The 16,462-nt window shown below is 64.9% G+C and carries 24 protein-coding genes, 1 tRNA gene and 1 pseudogene; 20 read left to right on the forward strand and 6 right to left on the reverse strand.

What is annotated here, in order from left to right; genetic code table 11:
- Window positions 1-188 (reverse strand): annotated as a pseudogene (locus PGX04_RS14900) (aldehyde dehydrogenase family protein); the annotation flags it as partial.
- 286 nt (window positions 189-474) lie between these two features.
- On the opposite strand from PGX04_RS14900, the gene proC reads away from it, so the two are divergent.
- The 3 genes from proC to PGX04_RS14915 are packed head-to-tail and all read left to right on the forward strand — an operon-like array spanning window position 475 to window position 3,422.
- Entirely contained in the window at window positions 475-1,260 is a 786-nt protein-coding gene (gene proC / locus PGX04_RS14905) for a pyrroline-5-carboxylate reductase (RefSeq protein ID WP_273739227.1), read from the forward strand.
- Window positions 1,253-2,086, forward strand: a complete 834-nt coding sequence (proB, locus tag PGX04_RS14910; RefSeq protein WP_273739228.1) for a glutamate 5-kinase — start codon at window positions 1,253-1,255, stop codon at window positions 2,084-2,086. Before proC ends, proB begins: the two co-directional genes overlap by 8 nt.
- Entirely contained in the window at window positions 2,079-3,422 is a 1,344-nt protein-coding gene (locus PGX04_RS14915; RefSeq protein ID WP_273739229.1) for a glutamate-5-semialdehyde dehydrogenase, read from the forward strand. The genes proB and PGX04_RS14915 overlap by 8 nt, the downstream gene beginning before the upstream one ends.
- A gap of 132 nt (window positions 3,423-3,554) precedes the next feature.
- On the opposite strand, the gene PGX04_RS14920 is transcribed toward PGX04_RS14915, so the two are convergent.
- From PGX04_RS14920 to PGX04_RS14935, 4 genes are all read right to left on the reverse strand, one after another.
- Window positions 3,555-3,821 (reverse strand): double winged helix-containing putative transcriptional regulator, encoded by a 267-nt coding sequence (locus tag PGX04_RS14920; RefSeq protein WP_377042797.1) that lies wholly within the window; start codon window positions 3,819-3,821, stop codon window positions 3,555-3,557.
- Between the two features lie 2 nt (window positions 3,822-3,823).
- Window positions 3,824-4,756 carry a methenyltetrahydromethanopterin cyclohydrolase gene (mch, locus tag PGX04_RS14925; protein WP_273739230.1) on the reverse strand — a complete coding sequence of 311 codons (933 nt, stop codon included), beginning with the start codon at window positions 4,754-4,756 and terminating at the stop codon, window positions 3,824-3,826.
- Between the two features lie 241 nt (window positions 4,757-4,997).
- A complete protein-coding gene (locus PGX04_RS14930; RefSeq protein ID WP_273739231.1) occupies window positions 4,998-5,312 on the reverse strand; it encodes an MTH1187 family thiamine-binding protein in 315 nt (104 codons plus the stop codon).
- Between the two features lie 176 nt (window positions 5,313-5,488).
- Window positions 5,489-5,842 carry a HalOD1 output domain-containing protein gene (locus PGX04_RS14935; protein ID WP_273739232.1) on the reverse strand — a complete coding sequence of 118 codons (354 nt, stop codon included), beginning with the start codon at window positions 5,840-5,842 and terminating at the stop codon, window positions 5,489-5,491.
- A gap of 702 nt (window positions 5,843-6,544) precedes the next feature.
- Here PGX04_RS14935 and PGX04_RS14940 point away from each other — a divergent pair.
- Window positions 6,545-6,991 carry a DUF4112 domain-containing protein gene (locus PGX04_RS14940; protein ID WP_273739233.1) on the forward strand — a complete coding sequence of 149 codons (447 nt, stop codon included), beginning with the start codon at window positions 6,545-6,547 and terminating at the stop codon, window positions 6,989-6,991.
- A gap of 296 nt (window positions 6,992-7,287) precedes the next feature.
- Here PGX04_RS14940 and PGX04_RS14945 read toward each other — a convergent pair.
- Window positions 7,288-7,358: transfer RNA gene (locus PGX04_RS14945), tRNA-Gly, on the reverse strand.
- A gap of 304 nt (window positions 7,359-7,662) precedes the next feature.
- On the opposite strand from PGX04_RS14945, the gene PGX04_RS14950 reads away from it, so the two are divergent.
- Genes PGX04_RS14950 through PGX04_RS15025 form a run of 16 tightly spaced genes read left to right on the forward strand, consistent with a single transcriptional unit; the run spans window position 7,663 to window position 16,461 of the window.
- Window positions 7,663-8,538 (forward strand): RNA methyltransferase, encoded by an 876-nt coding sequence (locus PGX04_RS14950; protein ID WP_273739234.1) that lies wholly within the window; start codon window positions 7,663-7,665, stop codon window positions 8,536-8,538.
- A 4-nt stretch (window positions 8,539-8,542) separates the two neighbouring features.
- Window positions 8,543-9,562, forward strand: a complete 1,020-nt coding sequence (locus PGX04_RS14955) for a 50S ribosomal protein L3 (protein ID WP_273739235.1) — start codon at window positions 8,543-8,545, stop codon at window positions 9,560-9,562.
- Between the two features lie 3 nt (window positions 9,563-9,565).
- Window positions 9,566-10,318, forward strand: coding sequence for a 50S ribosomal protein L4 (gene rpl4p, locus PGX04_RS14960; protein ID WP_273739236.1), 753 nt, complete (start codon window positions 9,566-9,568; stop codon window positions 10,316-10,318).
- Complete coding sequence (locus PGX04_RS14965; RefSeq protein ID WP_273739237.1) at window positions 10,315-10,566, forward strand: 50S ribosomal protein L23; 252 nt, start codon at window positions 10,315-10,317, stop codon at window positions 10,564-10,566. Before rpl4p ends, PGX04_RS14965 begins: the two co-directional genes overlap by 4 nt.
- 2 nt (window positions 10,567-10,568) lie before the next feature.
- Window positions 10,569-11,291: a 50S ribosomal protein L2 gene (locus PGX04_RS14970; protein WP_273739238.1), complete on the forward strand. Its 723-nt coding sequence runs from the start codon at window positions 10,569-10,571 to the stop codon at window positions 11,289-11,291.
- Window positions 11,288-11,710 carry a 30S ribosomal protein S19 gene (locus tag PGX04_RS14975; protein WP_273739239.1) on the forward strand — a complete coding sequence of 141 codons (423 nt, stop codon included), beginning with the start codon at window positions 11,288-11,290 and terminating at the stop codon, window positions 11,708-11,710. The genes PGX04_RS14970 and PGX04_RS14975 overlap by 4 nt, the downstream gene beginning before the upstream one ends.
- A gap of 7 nt (window positions 11,711-11,717) precedes the next feature.
- Complete coding sequence (locus tag PGX04_RS14980; RefSeq protein ID WP_273739240.1) at window positions 11,718-12,194, forward strand: 50S ribosomal protein L22; 477 nt, start codon at window positions 11,718-11,720, stop codon at window positions 12,192-12,194.
- Window positions 12,194-13,186 carry a 30S ribosomal protein S3 gene (locus tag PGX04_RS14985; protein WP_273739241.1) on the forward strand — a complete coding sequence of 331 codons (993 nt, stop codon included), beginning with the start codon at window positions 12,194-12,196 and terminating at the stop codon, window positions 13,184-13,186. The genes PGX04_RS14980 and PGX04_RS14985 overlap by 1 nt, the downstream gene beginning before the upstream one ends.
- On the forward strand, window positions 13,186-13,416 hold the full coding sequence (gene rpmC / locus PGX04_RS14990; protein ID WP_273739242.1) for a 50S ribosomal protein L29: 231 nt from the start codon (window positions 13,186-13,188) through the stop codon (window positions 13,414-13,416). The genes PGX04_RS14985 and rpmC overlap by 1 nt, the downstream gene beginning before the upstream one ends.
- 10 nt (window positions 13,417-13,426) lie before the next feature.
- Window positions 13,427-13,840: a ribonuclease P protein component 1 gene (locus PGX04_RS14995; RefSeq protein ID WP_273739243.1), complete on the forward strand. Its 414-nt coding sequence runs from the start codon at window positions 13,427-13,429 to the stop codon at window positions 13,838-13,840.
- Entirely contained in the window at window positions 13,831-14,268 is a 438-nt protein-coding gene (locus PGX04_RS15000) for a 30S ribosomal protein S17 (RefSeq protein ID WP_098725833.1), read from the forward strand. The genes PGX04_RS14995 and PGX04_RS15000 overlap by 10 nt, the downstream gene beginning before the upstream one ends.
- Complete coding sequence (locus tag PGX04_RS15005; protein ID WP_006180012.1) at window positions 14,268-14,666, forward strand: 50S ribosomal protein L14; 399 nt, start codon at window positions 14,268-14,270, stop codon at window positions 14,664-14,666. Before PGX04_RS15000 ends, PGX04_RS15005 begins: the two co-directional genes overlap by 1 nt.
- 2 nt (window positions 14,667-14,668) lie before the next feature.
- Entirely contained in the window at window positions 14,669-15,025 is a 357-nt protein-coding gene (gene rplX / locus PGX04_RS15010; protein WP_273739245.1) for a 50S ribosomal protein L24, read from the forward strand.
- Complete coding sequence (locus tag PGX04_RS15015; RefSeq protein WP_273739246.1) at window positions 15,022-15,750, forward strand: 30S ribosomal protein S4e; 729 nt, start codon at window positions 15,022-15,024, stop codon at window positions 15,748-15,750. The genes rplX and PGX04_RS15015 overlap by 4 nt, the downstream gene beginning before the upstream one ends.
- Entirely contained in the window at window positions 15,747-16,286 is a 540-nt protein-coding gene (locus PGX04_RS15020) for a 50S ribosomal protein L5 (RefSeq protein ID WP_273739247.1), read from the forward strand. The genes PGX04_RS15015 and PGX04_RS15020 overlap by 4 nt, the downstream gene beginning before the upstream one ends.
- Window positions 16,279-16,461, forward strand: coding sequence for a 30S ribosomal protein S14 (locus PGX04_RS15025; protein WP_098725837.1), 183 nt, complete (start codon window positions 16,279-16,281; stop codon window positions 16,459-16,461). Before PGX04_RS15020 ends, PGX04_RS15025 begins: the two co-directional genes overlap by 8 nt.
- Window position 16,462 lies beyond the last annotated feature (1 nt).

The raw sequence follows: 16,462 nt of genomic DNA on the forward strand, positions 1-16,462 counted from the left end.
GCGAGCGCTTCGCCCGTGGTCGCGTCGATCGCCCGTCCCTCCTCGCCATCGGCGGCGTCGACCCAGTCGCCGTCGATCAGGTGGCCGTACCGGTCGTGCGAGAGAACCGTCTCCGCCGCCGAACGGTGGCGCTCGAGGACGGAGTCACCGACGTCGTAACGTTCCCGATCGTAGTATTCGGCCTGCATCGCCGATCACCGCACCTCCGTCGCGGACCGATCGCATCGCGCTCTCGTCTCGAGCGCGCCATCGCCCCGTCGCGTTCGCCCTGTCGTCTGCGAGGAAAAACCACACATGATCTCTACCGGAGGCATCGCTACGGAGACGCCTCAGCGTGACCCCTCGGAAACGCGGTCTTCTTTAAACACCGTCGGTTACCGGCGACCTCGAGCGAAGACGCGGATCGATCGATATCGCGGCGGCCGATCGAAACCAAAGTTGGTATGTCCGCCTCGGCTCCACACCCTAGATAAGATGGTACAGACGAGCGTTATCGGTTGTGGCAACATGGGGAGCGCCCTGATCAAGGGGCTCTGGCGGACCGGGAACCACACGGTGACAGCGTGCGATCTCGATCCCGACGCACTCGAGTCGGTCGCCGACTACGTCGACCGAACGACCTCGGACGTTTCGGAGGCGGCCGACGCCGACGTCGTGATCGTCGCGGTCAAACCGGACATCGTCGGCGCGGTTCTCGAGGAGCTGGAGCTCTCGCCCGAGCAGACGCTGATCTCGATCGCTGCGGGCGTCTCCACCGACTACGTCGAAGCGCGGACCGACGCGAACGTGGTTCGGATCATGCCGAATCTCGCGGCTGAGACGGGGGATATGGCGGCGGCCGTCACCGGTGACGCCGTCACGGACGACGTGCGAGAACTGCTCGACGACGTCGGCGAGTTCGCCGAGGTCGACGAGGAGCGGATGGACATCGCCACCGCCGTCAACGGGAGCGGCCCCGCATTCGTCTTCTATCTCATCCGGGCGATGGCGGACGCGGGCGTCGAGGGCGGCCTCGCGGCCGACGACGCCGAGACGCTGGCCGCTCAGACGTTCAAGGGGGCCGCCGAGACCGTCCTCCGGGCGGACCGGAGCGTCGAGGAACTGATCGACGCCGTCTGTTCGCCCAACGGGACGACGATCGAAGGAATGGAAGTCCTCTGGGACAGCGACGCCGATGCCGACGTCGCCGCGGCGGTGACGGCGGCCGAAGAACGCTCGGCGGAACTCGCGGCCGAATTCGACAGTGAGGACAATGAGTAGCGAACTCGAGGAAGGGGACGTCGCGGCGGCGCGACGGCTGGCGGCCGACGCGGACCGCGTGATCGTCAAGGCGGGGACGAACTCCCTGACCGACGCCGACTCAAACCTCGACGACGAGAAGCTCGACAAGCTCGTCGACGACCTCGAGGACCTCCTCTCCCGCGACAAGGAGGTCATCCTCGTCTCGTCGGGTGCGATCGGGGCCGGCACGGGCCGGGTCGGGGCGTCGACCGGCACCGTCGAGGAGTCCCAGGCGCTGTCGACCGTCGGTCAGAGCCACCTCATGCACCGCTACACCGAGAGCTTCGCGCGCTACGACCGGAAGGTCGCCCAGCTCCTGCTGACCCAACACGACCTCGAGAACCCCGAACGGTTCACGAACCTCCGGAACACGATCGAGACGCTGCTGGAGTGGGGCGTCGTTCCGATCATCAACGAGAACGACGCGGTCGCGACCGAGGAGATCCGGATCGGCGACAACGACATGCTCTCGGCGGCGACGACGATCGGGATCGATGCGGACCTGCTGGTCACGCTGACCGACGTCGGCGGCGTCTACACCGGTAACCCGAAGCGCGACCCCGACGCCGAACGCATCGAAGCGGTCGGCACCAACTACGACACGGTCCAGGAGATCATCTCCGAGAGCACGTCCGACGGGTTCGGCGGCATCCAGACGAAAGTCGAGGGCGCGCGCGACGTCAGCGAGCACGGAACCCCGGCCGTCATCGCAAAGTCCACCGAGCCCGACATCCTCGCAAAGATCGCTACTGCCAAGCCCGTGGGAACCGTATTCCTCCCCATCAACGGTGTGCGCGATGACTGAGACCGACATCGAACGAGACGTCGACGAGGCACAGACCGCGGCCCTCGAGCTCGCGAAACTGTCCGACGCGGAGCGGAGCGGGGCGCTTCACGAGATCGCCGACGCGATCGAAGCGCGAACCGACGAGATCCTCGCGGAAAACGAGAAAGACGTCGAGGAAGGCGAGCGGCTACTCGCGGAGGGCGAGTACACGCAGGCCCTCGTCGATCGGCTGAAGCTCTCGGAATCGAAGATCGAGAGCATCGCGGCGATGGTCCGCAGCGTCGCCGGGCAGGACGATCCGCTGGGCAAGACGCTCTCGGCCCGGGAACTCGACGAGGACCTCGAACTGTACAAGGTCGCCGTCCCGATCGGCGTCGTCGGGACCGTCTTCGAGTCCCGCCCCGACGCGCTCGTCCAGATCGCCGCGCTCGCACTCAGATCGGGGAACGCGGTCATTCTGAAGGGGGGAAGCGAGGCCCTGCACTCGAATCGAATCCTCTTCGAGATCATCGAAGCGGCCGCGGCGTCCGCCGACGCCGACATCCCCGACGGCTGGGCACAGCACGTCGAGGCCCGCGAGGACGTCGACGCCCTGCTCGAGATGGACGACGCGATCGACCTCCTCATGCCCCGGGGAAGCTCCGAGTTCGTGAGCTACATCCAGGACAACACGAGTATCCCGGTCCTCGGCCACACGGAGGGGATCTGCCACGTCTACGTCGACGATGCGGCCGACCTCTCGATGGCCGAAGATATCGCCTACGACGCGAAGGTCCAGTACCCCGCAGTGTGCAACGCCGTCGAGACGCTGCTGGTCCACGACGATATCGCCGCGGCGTTCCTGCCGGCGATCGCGGACCGCTACGAGACCGCCGACGTCGAGATTCGCGGCGACGAGCGCACCCGCGAGATCGTCGACGTCGAGGCCGCGACCGACGCGGACTGGGATACCGAGTACGGCGATCTGATCGTCTCGATCCGGGTCGTCGACTCGCTCGAGACCGCGATCGATCACGTCACCACCCACGGCTCGAAGCACACCGAGTCGATCGTGACCGAGGACGAAGAGCGCGCGAGCACCTTCATGCGGAGTCTCGACTCCGCGAGCGTCTTCCACAACGCCTCGACCCGCTTCGCCGACGGCTACCGGTTCGGTCTCGGTGCCGAGGTCGGCATCAGCACGGGCAAGATCCACGCCCGCGGTCCCGTCGGTCTCGAGGGACTGACCACCTACAGGTACCACCTCGAGGGCGACGGCCAGCTCGTCGCCACGTACGCCGGCGAGGACGCCAAACCGTTCACGCACGAGGAGATCGACGGCGAGTGGTCTCCCGGCCGCCTCTCCGACGAATAGGTTTTCTTCCCGCGCCTACCAACGCGTGGGCGCGGATCGATATCTCGCCTTCCGTCTTCTCTGCGAGACCGAGCAGGACGGCCCACTCGAGCAGCCGTTCGATCCGTTCGCGCTGATTTCCTTCGGCGGCAGTCAGTGAGCCGTCGGTTCGCTCGAGCACTGAAAGCACTGCGTCGGCTCCGTCCACCCGCTCTCGAAACGCCCGACGGAGTCGATCGGGCTCGAGCGCACGTAGGAAGGTGAGCCACGTCGCCGCTTCTCGCGCGTTTCGAGGGGCATCTCGTCGACGAGGAGTCGACAGCAGTCGTCGGCGTCACCGGCGGCCGCGGGGAGGGCGCGATGGACCGTCTCGACCGCGGCGAGATCCGCGGGCGGTTCGGTGACCGGCTTGAACCGCACGGCTACAGATCGAAGGAATCGACGAGGATCTCCTCGTCCGTTTCGCCGTGGACGTACGTCGGCCCGCCGATCACGTCGATCGTCACCGCCGCGGGCGCGAAGAGATCCGACGGCACCTCCGAGAAGTTCCACTCGAGGTCGTCGAAGATCTCGCCGAACGGCCGGCCGTGATCCTCGGCGGCGGTCGAGGGTACCGAGTCGAAGATGTCGGCGTCCTCACGGACCGTGAGGTGTGCGCGCCCGCCGTAGGCGATCGCGTCGTTCGTCCGTGCGATGGCCGTCCGTTCGTCCCCCGCGACGGGTGCGACCGGTGCGCGCCCCGTCGCAGAGACGATGTCGAGGGGATCGTATCCGAGCTCCGAGAGCCGGAACGTTGCGAGTTCGGCCGCGCGGGCGGCGTTCGTGATGCTACCCGCGAGGCTCGCGGTCGGATAGGCCAGCAGGAACACGCTGCTCGTCTCGACCTCGGCGCGCTCGGCGACGTGCTCGGCCACGGACTCGGTCGGATCCGCGTCCGTCTCGATGGCCAGCGCCGTCAGGTCGAAGGCGTCGGTGTAGCCGATGCGGCGGAACTCCTCCTCTTCGGCCACCAGCGCTCGGGCGGGACCGCTGCCGAGCCCCTCGAAGTCCTCGGCCAGCACTTCCCAGCCCGCCTTCTGGGAACACAGCAGCGAGAGCGCCGGCTGATCCGTCGACAGCTCGACGAAGGGGATCGACGCGTCGCCGAGTTCGCCGAGTTCGTAGCTCGGCGTCGCCATCCCCGCCGTCTGAATTTCGGTCAACAGGAGCCCGGCCTCGATACCGCCGTCGAACTCGAGGCCGAAGTCGAGTACCGTCGATTCGTTCTCGAGGTCGTAGCCCCCGATATTCAACTCCTCGGCGTAGTCGAGGGCCTCGTCGACCAGCTCGATCGCCATTCGATTGAGACTTTCCATGCGATCGAATTCAGGCCCCGTGGTAAAACCGTTTGTCCGTTCGTGTCTGACCGCCGTCTGACGAGGGACGCGATCCCCCTTCGCCTTCACTCGACGGTTTCTCGTGCTTTCGAGCGGTCGGCGAGCCACCGATGCTCGCGACGGACTCGAGCACTCTACCTCGGGTAGTCTGACTCGGACATGTGTCTCGAGCGGTGTCCGCGTGTGGCAGTGGTGCCGATCTCGCGACCTCGCACAATCGTTATTCCTCGCGATTTCGGGCAGGCCGCCCGAGCCGTTCTTCGACGGCCGAGACCTTCTCCGCGGCGTCGATGTCCCGCGTCCGTTTGTCGTCGATTTTCAGGACCGTGCTCACGCGGTCGGCATCGACGGCGTCGTGAGCCGCCTGCGCGGCCGCGAAGAGTTCGTCAGTCGTTTCGGCTTCGATCACCGTCCCCATCGGGTTCGTCTCGTAGGTGACGTCGTACTCCTCGAGGGCGTCGACGGCCTTCGCGACCTCGCCGGCCATGCTGTCCTCGATTACCGGTGCGACGCTCAGTAGTGCGACTACCGCCATACGAATCGCTGACAATCGGGAGGGACCTAAATCCGTGCCCGGCAGACCGCCGCGTGAGGGGTGACCGGCGGCCACTCGTGAGATCCGGACGGATACGGTGCTCGCGGTCAGTGTGGTGTTCGAGTACGGGGAAAACGACGAGTGGATGCTGGAAGCGGGGTGGTGACTGCCGGGAGTCAGTTCGCGGTGGGCGTCCGGGGCGTCTCCGCGGGCGGGTAGATGATGACGTCGCCGTTCGCGTAGACGTACACCTCGTGCTCGAGGGCGGTGAACGCGACGTGGCCGCCAGCGCGGTCGGAGCCGTCCGCCTTCTGGCTGAAGATGCGGTCGAGCGCGTCCGGGTCGACGCTATCGTACAGGGAGAACTCCCCCTGCGAGACGTCGGTGTCCGCGATCGATGCGAGCGCGTGGACGACCGTGGTGGTGATGGTGGCGGTGCCGTCGACGTCGTGGTGGAAAACGTATCGATCGTTTGGCTGGTCGTACTGGAGGTCGTCCGTGCCGTCTGCGGGTGAGAGTTCAGTCTGCATTGCTATATCTGATCGTTCAATCGTGTATTAGACTGTAGTACTCATAGTATAAAAGCCACTCGTCGCTGACAACAGTACGCATCTGTGAGATACAGTTCTCTATTAGTATAATACGTAAAACGTCGTTACCAGCGATCGATTGCCCGCCTCGTCTCCGGCGTCACGGCGATGATACTCGCGACACTACGAGCGTTTGCGACGGCAATCGGTGGTTGCCGATCGAACTCGCTCTCTCACTCGGTCGTGCAGTCCTCCCGTCGCGACGATCACGCTTCCTCGAGCCCGCGCTGACGGAGCCGCTTCGTGGCACTCTTCATCGGACGAGGAGCCGTTCTGACGGGGCCTGACGAAGCGACTCCTCCCGTCGTAATCCGTTTGTACTCGATCGAACGCCCCGATCCGCCATAGCGCGCTCTGAAACGATTCACACACCGATCGGACGATAGGAGTGCGGTTCGGAGCAAGGCGCGGTTCGGAGCGAGGCGCGGTTCGGAGCGAACAGAGTGAGCGAGAACCGCGGAAACGCGAACGGTGAGTGAGAACCGCGGACTGTGCGATCGGGTGTGCAGTGACTGGCAGTGGCTCCTATCGCAGTCCGGGACCGCTCGAGGCCGATTCGGACGGCGATGGCGACTGGCCGATCTGCGAATCGCTTGCCACGGCCGCCCGCGGGCTTATCCACACACACGCTCAATTCGACATATGGCAACTGGTTCAGCGGACGATTTCAGTTCGGAACTCGAGGAAATCCGCAATGACCTCCCCGCCGCCGTCGACGAGGCGGCGATCGAGCGGATGCGCGTCGTCGCGCACGCTCTCGACGAAGGGGTCCGGGTCCCTGGGACGGACTTCAAAATCGGGCTCGATCCGATCGTCGGGATCCTCCCAGGGGCCGGCGACACCGCAGCAGCGGTCGTCTCGCTGTATCTCGTGGCCGAATCCGCTCGCATGGGTGTCTCCCGGTCGACGCTGGCTCGGATGCTCGCGAACATCGGCGTCGACGCCGTCATCGGCTCCGTCCCCGTCCTCGGCGTGCTCTTCGACGCCTTCTGGAAAGCCAACAAGTGGAACCTGAAACTGGCCCTCGAGGATCTCGCCGAGAAGGACGGCCAATCCGACGGCGGACCGGAAGTCGTGACTATCGATTAGCGCAGTCGCTCGAGGACGTTGCGTCCGATCGTCGGTCTTGTTTCTGTTTTAGCTGTGATCTCGAGGTCACTCACCAAATGCTGAGTTCCAATGTGTTCCGACTCAGCGAATCGATAAGAAATGGGGAGTTGGGAGGTACACTGGCTGGGATTTGAACAACGCGAAGGCGGTCCTGCTCGATCACTTCGTTCGCTCGCAGGCTGCGACTTCTCTCGTTCAAATCCAGAGTGACTTCACGGCTCACAGATGGCGAGCACACGCTATGCGGTGCTCGCCGAAATTGTTCGCCGTAGAAGTGCGCTGGCTGGGATTTGAACCCAGGTTGTGACCATGGCAAGGTCACGTGATACCACTACACTACCAGCGCCCTGCTGCACTCATATCTACTGCCGGACGGATGTATAAGGGTTGCGAATCGACCCGGCATCGGCATGCCGCAGCATGCCGATTCTCGAGTAATCCGACTGCCAATTCCTGCCTACATCCGGCAGTATTCTCCGGATCAGATCCCATGTCGGATGCAACTGGTTACCGAGGATAAATGTGTGTCCGTTCGGCACGAATTCGGGAGTGTGAGGCGTTCACAGCCGGAATCGAATCCGCTATTCTTTTAAGACCCTCTCCGCAATACATCGCTACAGTCTAGTGACGCGGCGCCGAAGCGTTTCGGTATGACCGTCAGCGTACTCGTGCCGTCGTCGATCAGCCGGGAAGCCGAGGACAAACGCGAGGCAACTCACAAACTTGGATACGTCGCCCGCGCGGCGACGATCTTCCGGGCCGATCGCCTGGTCGTCTATCCCGATCGGGATGGGGAAACCGGGCGATTCGACGGCGGGTTCGTCAGCATCGTGTTGCGGTACGCCGCAACGCCCCCGTACCTCCGCAACGAGGCGTGGGGGATGCGTGACGAACTGGAGTATGCGGGCATCCTACCGCCGCTCCGCGCCATGTCACAGACCGGCTCCGAATCTACCGGTTCGGGGTCGTCAAGACAAGGAATCGTGACCGAGGTCGGACCTGAAGGGCGCGTCCGGGTCAATTGCGGACTGCAACACCCGATCTCCCTCAACGTACCGCCGAACATGGCGGTCGAGGAGGGGGAGCGCGTGACCGTCAGGATCTATTCGCGACGACCGGTCCGGGCGAAGCTCGTCGACGATCCCCTTCCGGGGCTTTCGATCGAGCAGACGGACCTGCAGGCAGCACTCGGCCGTGAGGACGCCGGCGTTCGTATCGCGGCCTCCCGATTCGGTGAGCAGCTCACCGTCGGGCGGCTCGAGACGCTGGCCGGACGCGTTCAGCGCGACGGGATGACCGTCGCCTTCGGCGCGCCCGAGAGAGGGCTGCCGGCTATCCTCGGAATCGAGGAATCCGCCGTCGGCGCTGCACAGGACGCAGCCGTCGACGGGGATAACGGAGTCGAACCCACTGCCGATCCGGGGTTCGACCTCTGGCTAAACACGGTTCCGGATCAGGGAAGCGAGGTCGTGCGGACGGAGGAGGCTCTGTTCGCCACCCTCGCTCCCCTCTCACTGAGAGAGTGATAGAATGCCACAAGCAAATACACCACGCAAAGGCTCACTCGGGTTCGGCCCGCGACAGCGTGCGACCAGCGAGGTCCCGCGCTTCAACTCGTGGCCGGACACTGACGGACAGCCGACGCTCCAGGGTTTCGCAGGCTACAAGGCCGGCATGACCCACGTCGTCATGGTCGACGATACAGCGAACTCGCCGACCGAGGGGATGGAAGAGACCGTCCCCGTGACGATCGTGGAGACGCCGCCGATGCGCGCCGTCGCTCTGCGAGCGTACGAAGACACGCCGTATGGTAAAAAGCCGATAACCGAGGTCTGGACCGACGAGTTCGTTCCCGAACTCGATCGCGTTCTCGACCTTCCCGGTGACGAGAACGACAACGGCGCGACCACGGACGAGCTCCGTTCCCTCCACGAGGAGGGTCGCGTCGATGACGTTCGCGTCATCACCCACACGGTTCCGGGGGACCTGCCCTCGATGCCGAAGAAGAAACCGGACGTGATGGAAACGCGCGTCGGCGGCGGCTCCGTCGACGACCGCATCGACTTCGCCCTCGAGACGATCGAGGACGGTGGCGAGCACGTCATGAACGACGTGTTCCGCGCCGGCGAGTACGTCGATGCGAGCGGCGTCACGAAAGGGAAAGGGACCCAGGGTCCCGTCAAGCGATGGGGCGTCCAGAAACGAAAGGGCAAGCACGCCCGGCAGGGATGGCGCCGCCGCATCGGTAACCTCGGTCCCTGGAACCCGTCCCGCGTTCGGTCGACGGTTCCCCAGCAGGGGCAGACCGGCTACCACCAGCGGACGGAACTGAACAAGCGCCTCGTCGACATCGGCGACGGCGCCGACGCGACGGTCGACGGCGGCTTCGTCAACTACGGCGAAGTCGACGGACCGCACGCGCTGATCAAGGGCTCGCTCCCCGGGCCGCAACAGCGTCTCGTACGCTTCCGCCCGGCGATCCGACCCGGAGACCAGCCGCGCCTCGATCCCGAGGTGCGCTACGTCTCCACCGCATCCAACCAGGGATAACACATGGACGCAACAGTACGAAACCTGGACGGCGACGACGCGGACACGGTCGAGCTCCCGGCGGTCTTCGAGACCACGTACCGCCCGGACTTGATCGGCCGCGCCGTGCGCGCCGCGCAGGCAAACCGAAAACAGGACTACGGTGCCGACGAGTTCGCCGGCCTCCGAACGCCGGCCGAATCGTTCGGTAGCGGCCGCGGGATGGCCCACGTTCCACGACAGGAGGGTCGCGCTCGCCGCGTTCCCCAGGCTGTCAAGGGACGCAAGGCGCACCCGCCGAAAGCCGAGAAAGACCAGTCCGAATCGATCAACACGAAAGCAAAGAAACTGGCCGTCCGCAGCGCGATCGCTGCGACGACCGACGCCGAACTCGTCGCCGAACGCGGCCACGAGTTCGACGAAGACGCCGAGCTCCCCGTCGTCGTCGACGACGAGTTCGAGGACCTCCAGAAGACGCGAGCGGTCGTCGACTTCCTCGAGGCAGCGGGCCTCGCGGACGACATCGAACGCGCCGACGAGGGTCGCAGCGTCCGTTCCGGTCAGGGGAAAGCCCGCGGCCGCAAGTACAAGACGCCGACGTCGATCCTCTTCGTCACGTCCAGCGAGACCGGCCCGTCGCGAGCGGCCCGGAACCTCGCCGGTGCGGACGTGACGACGGCCGCGGAGGTCAACGCGGAGGATCTCGCCCCCGGCGCACAGCCGGGACGACTCACCGTCTGGACCGAGAGCGCACTCGAGGAGGTGGCAGACCGATGAGCGTCATCGAACACCCACTCGTCACGGAGAAGGCGATGAACGACATGGACTTCGAGAACAAGCTCCAGTTCGTCGTCAACCCGGACGCGACCAAGCCCCAGATTCGGGACGAGGTCCAAGAGCGCTTCGAGATCTCGGTCGAGAACGTCAACACGCAGGTAACGATGAAGGGTAAAAAGAAAGCGATCGTCCGCCTCTCCGAGGAGGACGACGCACAGGAAGTCGCTTCGCGAATCGGGGTGTTCTGAGAATGGGACGACGCATTCAAGGACAACGACGCGGTCGCGGGACCTCCACGTTCCGCGCCCCGTCGCACCGATACAAGGCGGACCTCGAGCACAAGAAGGAGAAAGACGACGACATCGTCCGCGGGACGGTCGTCGACATCGAGCACGATCCGGCTCGATCCGCGCCGATCGCCGCCGTCGAGTTCGACGACGGCGATCAGCGACTGATCCTCGCGCCGGAGGGCATTTCCGTCGGCGAGGAGCTCCAGGTCGGCGTCACGGCGGAGATCAAGCCGGGCAACACGCTGCCGCTCGCGGAGATCCCCGAAGGAGTGCCGGTCTGTAACGTCGAGGCGAACCAGGGCGACGGCGGTCGGTTCGCCCGCGCCTCGGGAACAAACGCGGACCTGATCACGCACGACCGCAACGCCGCGGTCGTCCAGCTTCCCAGCGGCGAGGTCAAACGCCTCGATCCGCAGTGTCGCGCCACTATCGGCGTCGTCGCCGGTGGCGGCCGTACGGAGAAGCCGTTCGTCAAGGCGGGGAACAAGTATCACAAGATGAAGGCCCGGGGCACCAAGTGGCCTCGCGTCCGCGGTGTCGCGATGAACGCCGTCGACCACCCCTTCGGTGGTGGCGGCCGACAGCACCCCGGCAAACCCAAGTCCGTCTCGCGGGACGCCCCGCCGGGACGGAAGGTCGGTGACATCGCGTCCCGAACCACCGGTCGAGGTGGCAACAAATGAGTCAGGAGTACCGAACCGGCCGCGAAGGTGAGTTTACCTACCGCGGTCACACGCTCGAGGAGCTGCAGTCGATGGAGCTCGACGAGGTTGTGGAACTGTTACCCGCACGACAGCGGCGAAGTATCGAACGCGGCCTCTCCGTCGAGAAGGAGAAGCTTCGAGCGGAGGCCAGCGAGAAGGGCGAAGAAGAGACGGCGAACGACCCGATCCGAACGCACCTGCGGGATATGCCGATCCTGCCGGAGTTCGTCGGACTGACCTTCGAGGTCTACACCGGACAGTCGTTCGAGCGCGTTCGCGTCGAACCCGAAATGATCGGCCACTACCTCGGCGAGTTCCAGCTGACGCGGACCTCCGTCGAGCACGGTCAGGCCGGTATCGGCGCGACCCGATCGTCCAAGTTCGTCCCACTGAAGTGATCCACGCATGGGAATCAACTACTCAGTCGACGCGGATCCCGACGCCACGGCGAAAGCCATGCTTCGGGAGCGTCATATGAGCAACAAGCACAGCAAGGAGGTCGCACGGCAACTCAAGGGCCAGACCGTCGGCGAGGCTCGAGCGTACCTTCAGGACGTAATCGAGGAGAAGCAGTCGGTGCCGTTCAAGTCCCACAACACCGGTGCGGGTCACCGCTCCGATATCGACGGCTGGGACGCCGGCAAGTACCCCGAGAAGGTCTCCAAGGAGTTCATCGACCTGCTCGAGAACGTCGAAGCCAATGCGGATCATCAGGGCTTCGACGGCGAGTCGATGGAAATCGTCCACGTCGCCGCCCACAAGGTCGGCGAGTCCGTGGGCCGCAAGCCCCGCGCGATGGGGCGTGCCTCGGCCTGGAACACGCCACAGGTCGACGTGGAGATCGTCGTCGAAGAAGTCGAAGACGAGGAGGACGATAGCTAATGGCTGACGAACACCAATTCATCGAGAACGGCCTGCAGCGGTCCCAGATCGACGAGTTCTTCCAGGAAGAGCTCGGCCGCGCGGGCTACGGTGGTATGGACGTCGCCAAGACGCCGATGGGAACCCAGATCGTCCTCAAGGCCGAAAAGCCCGGGATGGTCATCGGCAAAGGCGGCGAGAACATCCGGAAGGTCACGACGGCCTTAGAGGAGAAGTTCAACCTCGAGGACCCCCAGATCGACGTGCAGGAGGTCGACGAACCCGACCTCAACGCGCGGATCGTCGCGGACCGACTGGCCAACGCGCTCGAGCGCGGTTGGTACTTCCGGAAGGCCGGTCACACGACGATCGACCGGATCATGGACGCCGGCGCACTCGGCGCGGAGATCGTCCTGTCGGGGAAGGTCACCGGCGCGCGATCGCGTGTCGAGAAGTTCAACCGCGGCTACATCAAGCACAACGGCGAGCCCGCCGAGACGGTCGTCGACCACGGTCAGGGCGTCGCGGTCATGAAACTCGGCACCATCGGCGTCGACGTTAAGATCATCCCGCCGGGAGCCGAGCTCCCCGACGACTTCCAGGTCAGCGAGGACATGGATCCGGAAGAGGTCGTTCCGGACGCCGTCGAAGTCAACGCGGAAGGCGGCGTCGAGGAACTCCTCGAGGGCGAACCCGAGGAGGCCGAGGCCACCGAAGGCGATGCCGAAGCTGCGGCTGACGAAGCCGCCGACGCCGATGACGACCTTGACGAAGACGTCGTCGAGGAAGTCATCGAAGCGGAGGTCGAGGCCGACGCCGACGAGGAATTCGACGAAGTCGAAGTCCCCGACGACGAGGACGTCGACGAAGAGCTCGAAGAGCTCGAGGAAGACGTCGAAGCGGAAGCCGAAGAGCTCGTCGAGGAGATGGACGAGGAGACGGACGAGGCAGCTGCAGACGTGGACGAAGCCGAGACGGACGAAGCGGACCCAGACGAGGGAGGTGACGCCTGATGGCGATCCTCCACGTCGAAGAGATCCGCGACATGACTCCCGCCGAACGGGAGGAAGAACTCGAGGAACTCGAGACCGAACTGCTGAACCAGAAGTCCGTCCTCGCCGCCGGTGGTGCCCCGGAGAACCCGGGACGCATCGGCGAACTCGGTCGCACCGTCGCGCGGATCAAGACGATCCAGCGGGAAGAAGGCGATCTCGAGGACGAAGCGGAAGCAACCGCGGAATAACGATACACCAATGGCACTGACACCCGAGACCCTGCCGCGACACGAACTCAACGGGCTCCCCGTGCGAGTCGTCGAGAGCGACGACTCCTCGCGGGTCGGCCTCGCGGGTCGCGTCGTCATCGAGACGACGAAGACCCTCTCGATAGAGGTTCGCGACGACGGCGAGTCCCGGGTCGTCATGGTGCCGAAGTCGGGCTCGACGTTCGAGTTCGCGATCACAGATGAAGCCGCCGACTCCGTGAAGGAGTCGGGGACTGCGTCCAAACTGGCCGACACTGAACCCGCAGGGGGATCCGAGGAACGATCCTCACCCACTGCGGACTGCGCTGGCGAGGACGTAGCCTACGTTACGGTCGATGGATCGCGGTTGCTCTCACGGCCCGCCCGACGCACGGAAACGAATGGTGACTCACCATGGCAATAGGACTAGACGTTGAAACCCCTCCGGAACCGAACAATCCGGAGGAATACGACTACGAGAAGTGTCCGTTCTACGGCGACCTCTCCGTTCGAGGACAGATCCTCGAGGGGACGGTCGTCTCCACGGACATGGACAAGACCGTAGTCGTCGAGCGAGAGTACGATGTGGCGGTCCCGAAGTACGACCGGCACATGAAACGACGCTCGCGCATCCCGGCACACGTACCGGGCGTGCTCGAGCCACTCTCGGTCGGTGACACGGTCAAGATCGCAGAGACCCGACCACTGTCGAAGACGAAATCGCACGTGGTCGTCGAAGTAACCGCCGAAGCGACCGCGGAGGACCTCGCCGAACTCACGAGCCAGGCCGAGCCTGAGCCGGAGCTGTCGGACGAGGACTTCGCGACGGACGAAGACGAGGGTGACGAGTGATGGAGGCGATGAAAGCCGACGTCACGCAGGGACTCAAGAAGGGATCCCTGGTCACGTGCGCCGACAACACCGGCGCACGTGAGCTGAAGGTCATCAGCGTCGCGGGCTACCACGGCACCAAGAACCGCCAGCCGAAGGCGGGGATCGGTGACAAGGTGACCGTCTCGGTCACCAAGGGTACCCCGGAGATGCGCCGACAGGTCCTCGAGGCCGTCGTCGTCCGCCAGCGGAAGTCGATCCGCCGGCCGGACGGCACGCGCCTCAAGTTCGAGGACAACGCGGCGGTCATCATCGACGAGAACGAGGAGCCCCGCGGCACGGAGATCAAGGGGCCCATCGCCCGCGAAGTCGCGGAACGCTTCGGAGCAATCGCCAGCACGGCGACGATGATCGTATAGATATGACCACGCAACCACACAAACAGCGAACGCAGACGAGAAACGCGCCGCTGCACGAGCGAGGGAAGCAGCTGCACGCGACGCTGTCCGACGACCTCCGCGAGGAGTACGACACCCGTCGAACCCGCGTCAACGCGGGCGACACGGTCGAGGTCATGCGCGGCGACCACGCCGGCGACGAAGGCGAGGTCCTGCGCGCGATCCTCGAGGATGGAACCATCCACGTCGAGGACGTGACCGTCGAGACGGCCGACGGCGAGGAAGTGCCGCGGCCGCTGGACCCGTCGAACGTCCGTCTCACGGAGCTCGACCTCGAGGACGAGCGTCGCGAGGCGCGTCTCGAAGGTGATACCGAATGACGAAACACCAGAAGCGACTGTCGGTTCCGAAGTCCTGGCCGGTCGAGCGAAAGACCGAGACCTTCACGGTGAAGGCCGGTGCCGGCCCGCACGGCGAGGATGGCGTGCCGCTCGTCGTCCTCCTGCGGGACGTGCTCGGCTACGTGGACTCGCGCAAGGAAGCGCGCTACGCACTCTCGGAGGATTCGATCCTCATTAACGGGGACGCGATCAACGACGAACAGCGCCCGATCGGCATGTTCGACATCGTCGCCTTCCCCGCTCTCGAGGAGTACTACCGCGTCTTCCCCGACGAGGGCGGTCGGCTCGCACTGACCGCAATCGACGAGGACGCAGCGGGGAGCCGCCTCGGCAAGATCGAGGGCAAACAGCAGGTTCCCGGCGGCGACACGCAGCTGACGCTCCACGACGGAACGAACGTCCTCACCGATTCCGACGAGTACCGACCGAAGGACTCGATCGTCATCGACAACGACGACAAATCCGTCGTCGCGCACTTCCCGTACGAGGAGGGTGCGCTCGTGACGGCCGTCCGTGGCAACCACGGCGGCAAGGTCGGCGAGATCGACGCGATCGACATCACGCCGGGCAGCGGATCGAACAACGTCGGCGTCTCGATGGACGACGGCGGCTTCGAAACCGTCGAAGAGTACGTCGTCGTCATCGACGAGAACTTCACTGGCGACGCGGATGCGGAATCCGCGAGCACAGGTGATGACGAATGAGCGAAGCCGACAACGCTGACTTCCACGAAATGCGCGAGCCCCGCGTCGAGAAAGTCGTCGTCCACATGGGCGTCGGCCAGGGCGGTCGCGAACTCGGCAAGGCCGAGGACATCATCGAGGAGGTCACGAGTCAGGAGAGCGTCCGCACGCAGGCAAAACGGACCGAACCCGACTTCGGCATCCGTCAGGGCGATCCGATCGGCGCGAAGGTCACCCTTCGCGACCAGGACGCACGCGATTTCCTCGAGACGGCGCTTCCCCTGGCGAACATCTCGTCGTCGCAGTTCGACGACACGGGGAACTTCAGCTTCGGTGTCGCGGAACACACCGATTTCCCCAGCCAGGAGTACGACCCGAACGTCGGGATCTACGGGCTGGACGTCACCGTCAACCTGGTGCGTCCGGGCTACCGCATCGCCAAGCGCGACAAGGCCACCCGATCGATCCCCTCGAGCCACCGACTGACCCCCGAGGACGCTATTTCGTTCCTCGAGGCGAACTTCGACGTGACCGTAGAGGGCACAGACGATGAGTGAAAGCGAAACAGAAAACGACCGCACGGGCGAGCACGCAGCAAAGCGGACGGGACAGATCGAGTCCTGTCAGCGCTGTGGCCGCGAGCAGGGACTCGTCGGAAAGTACGACATCAACCTCTGCCGGCAGTGCTTCCGCGAGATCGCCCGCGACATGGGATTCAGGAAGTATCGATAAC

The organism is Natrinema soli, assembly GCF_028618695.1.

Excerpts from the sequence above, each read along its gene's own strand:
- PGX04_RS14955 (WP_273739235.1), top strand. The coding sequence starts at position 8,543 with ATGCCACAAGCAAATACACCACGCAAAGGCTCACTCGGGTTCGGCCCG.
- PGX04_RS14965 (WP_273739237.1), top strand. The coding sequence starts at position 10,315 with ATGAGCGTCATCGAACACCCACTCGTCACGGAGAAGGCGATGAACGAC.
- PGX04_RS15015 (WP_273739246.1), top strand. The coding sequence starts at position 15,022 with ATGACGAAACACCAGAAGCGACTGTCGGTTCCGAAGTCCTGGCCGGTC.
- proC (WP_273739227.1), top strand. The coding sequence starts at position 475 with ATGGTACAGACGAGCGTTATCGGTTGTGGCAACATGGGGAGCGCCCTG.
- PGX04_RS14930 (WP_273739231.1), bottom strand. The coding sequence starts at position 5,312 with ATGGCGGTAGTCGCACTACTGAGCGTCGCACCGGTAATCGAGGACAGC.
- PGX04_RS14995 (WP_273739243.1), top strand. The coding sequence starts at position 13,427 with ATGGCACTGACACCCGAGACCCTGCCGCGACACGAACTCAACGGGCTC.
- PGX04_RS14980 (WP_273739240.1), top strand. The coding sequence starts at position 11,718 with ATGGGAATCAACTACTCAGTCGACGCGGATCCCGACGCCACGGCGAAA.
- rpmC (WP_273739242.1), top strand. The coding sequence starts at position 13,186 with ATGGCGATCCTCCACGTCGAAGAGATCCGCGACATGACTCCCGCCGAA.
- PGX04_RS15025 (WP_098725837.1), top strand. The coding sequence starts at position 16,279 with ATGAGTGAAAGCGAAACAGAAAACGACCGCACGGGCGAGCACGCAGCA.
- rplX (WP_273739245.1), top strand. The coding sequence starts at position 14,669 with ATGACCACGCAACCACACAAACAGCGAACGCAGACGAGAAACGCGCCG.
- PGX04_RS14985 (WP_273739241.1), top strand. The coding sequence starts at position 12,194 with ATGGCTGACGAACACCAATTCATCGAGAACGGCCTGCAGCGGTCCCAG.
- proB (WP_273739228.1), top strand. The coding sequence starts at position 1,253 with ATGAGTAGCGAACTCGAGGAAGGGGACGTCGCGGCGGCGCGACGGCTG.
- PGX04_RS15005 (WP_006180012.1), top strand. The coding sequence starts at position 14,268 with ATGGAGGCGATGAAAGCCGACGTCACGCAGGGACTCAAGAAGGGATCC.
- PGX04_RS14975 (WP_273739239.1), top strand. The coding sequence starts at position 11,288 with ATGAGTCAGGAGTACCGAACCGGCCGCGAAGGTGAGTTTACCTACCGC.
- mch (WP_273739230.1), bottom strand. The coding sequence starts at position 4,756 with ATGGAAAGTCTCAATCGAATGGCGATCGAGCTGGTCGACGAGGCCCTC.
- PGX04_RS15020 (WP_273739247.1), top strand. The coding sequence starts at position 15,747 with ATGAGCGAAGCCGACAACGCTGACTTCCACGAAATGCGCGAGCCCCGC.
- PGX04_RS14915 (WP_273739229.1), top strand. The coding sequence starts at position 2,079 with ATGACTGAGACCGACATCGAACGAGACGTCGACGAGGCACAGACCGCG.
- PGX04_RS14970 (WP_273739238.1), top strand. The coding sequence starts at position 10,569 with ATGGGACGACGCATTCAAGGACAACGACGCGGTCGCGGGACCTCCACG.
- rpl4p (WP_273739236.1), top strand. The coding sequence starts at position 9,566 with ATGGACGCAACAGTACGAAACCTGGACGGCGACGACGCGGACACGGTC.
- PGX04_RS15000 (WP_098725833.1), top strand. The coding sequence starts at position 13,831 with ATGGCAATAGGACTAGACGTTGAAACCCCTCCGGAACCGAACAATCCG.
- PGX04_RS14935 (WP_273739232.1), bottom strand. The coding sequence starts at position 5,842 with ATGCAGACTGAACTCTCACCCGCAGACGGCACGGACGACCTCCAGTAC.
- PGX04_RS14940 (WP_273739233.1), top strand. The coding sequence starts at position 6,545 with ATGGCAACTGGTTCAGCGGACGATTTCAGTTCGGAACTCGAGGAAATC.
- PGX04_RS14950 (WP_273739234.1), top strand. The coding sequence starts at position 7,663 with ATGACCGTCAGCGTACTCGTGCCGTCGTCGATCAGCCGGGAAGCCGAG.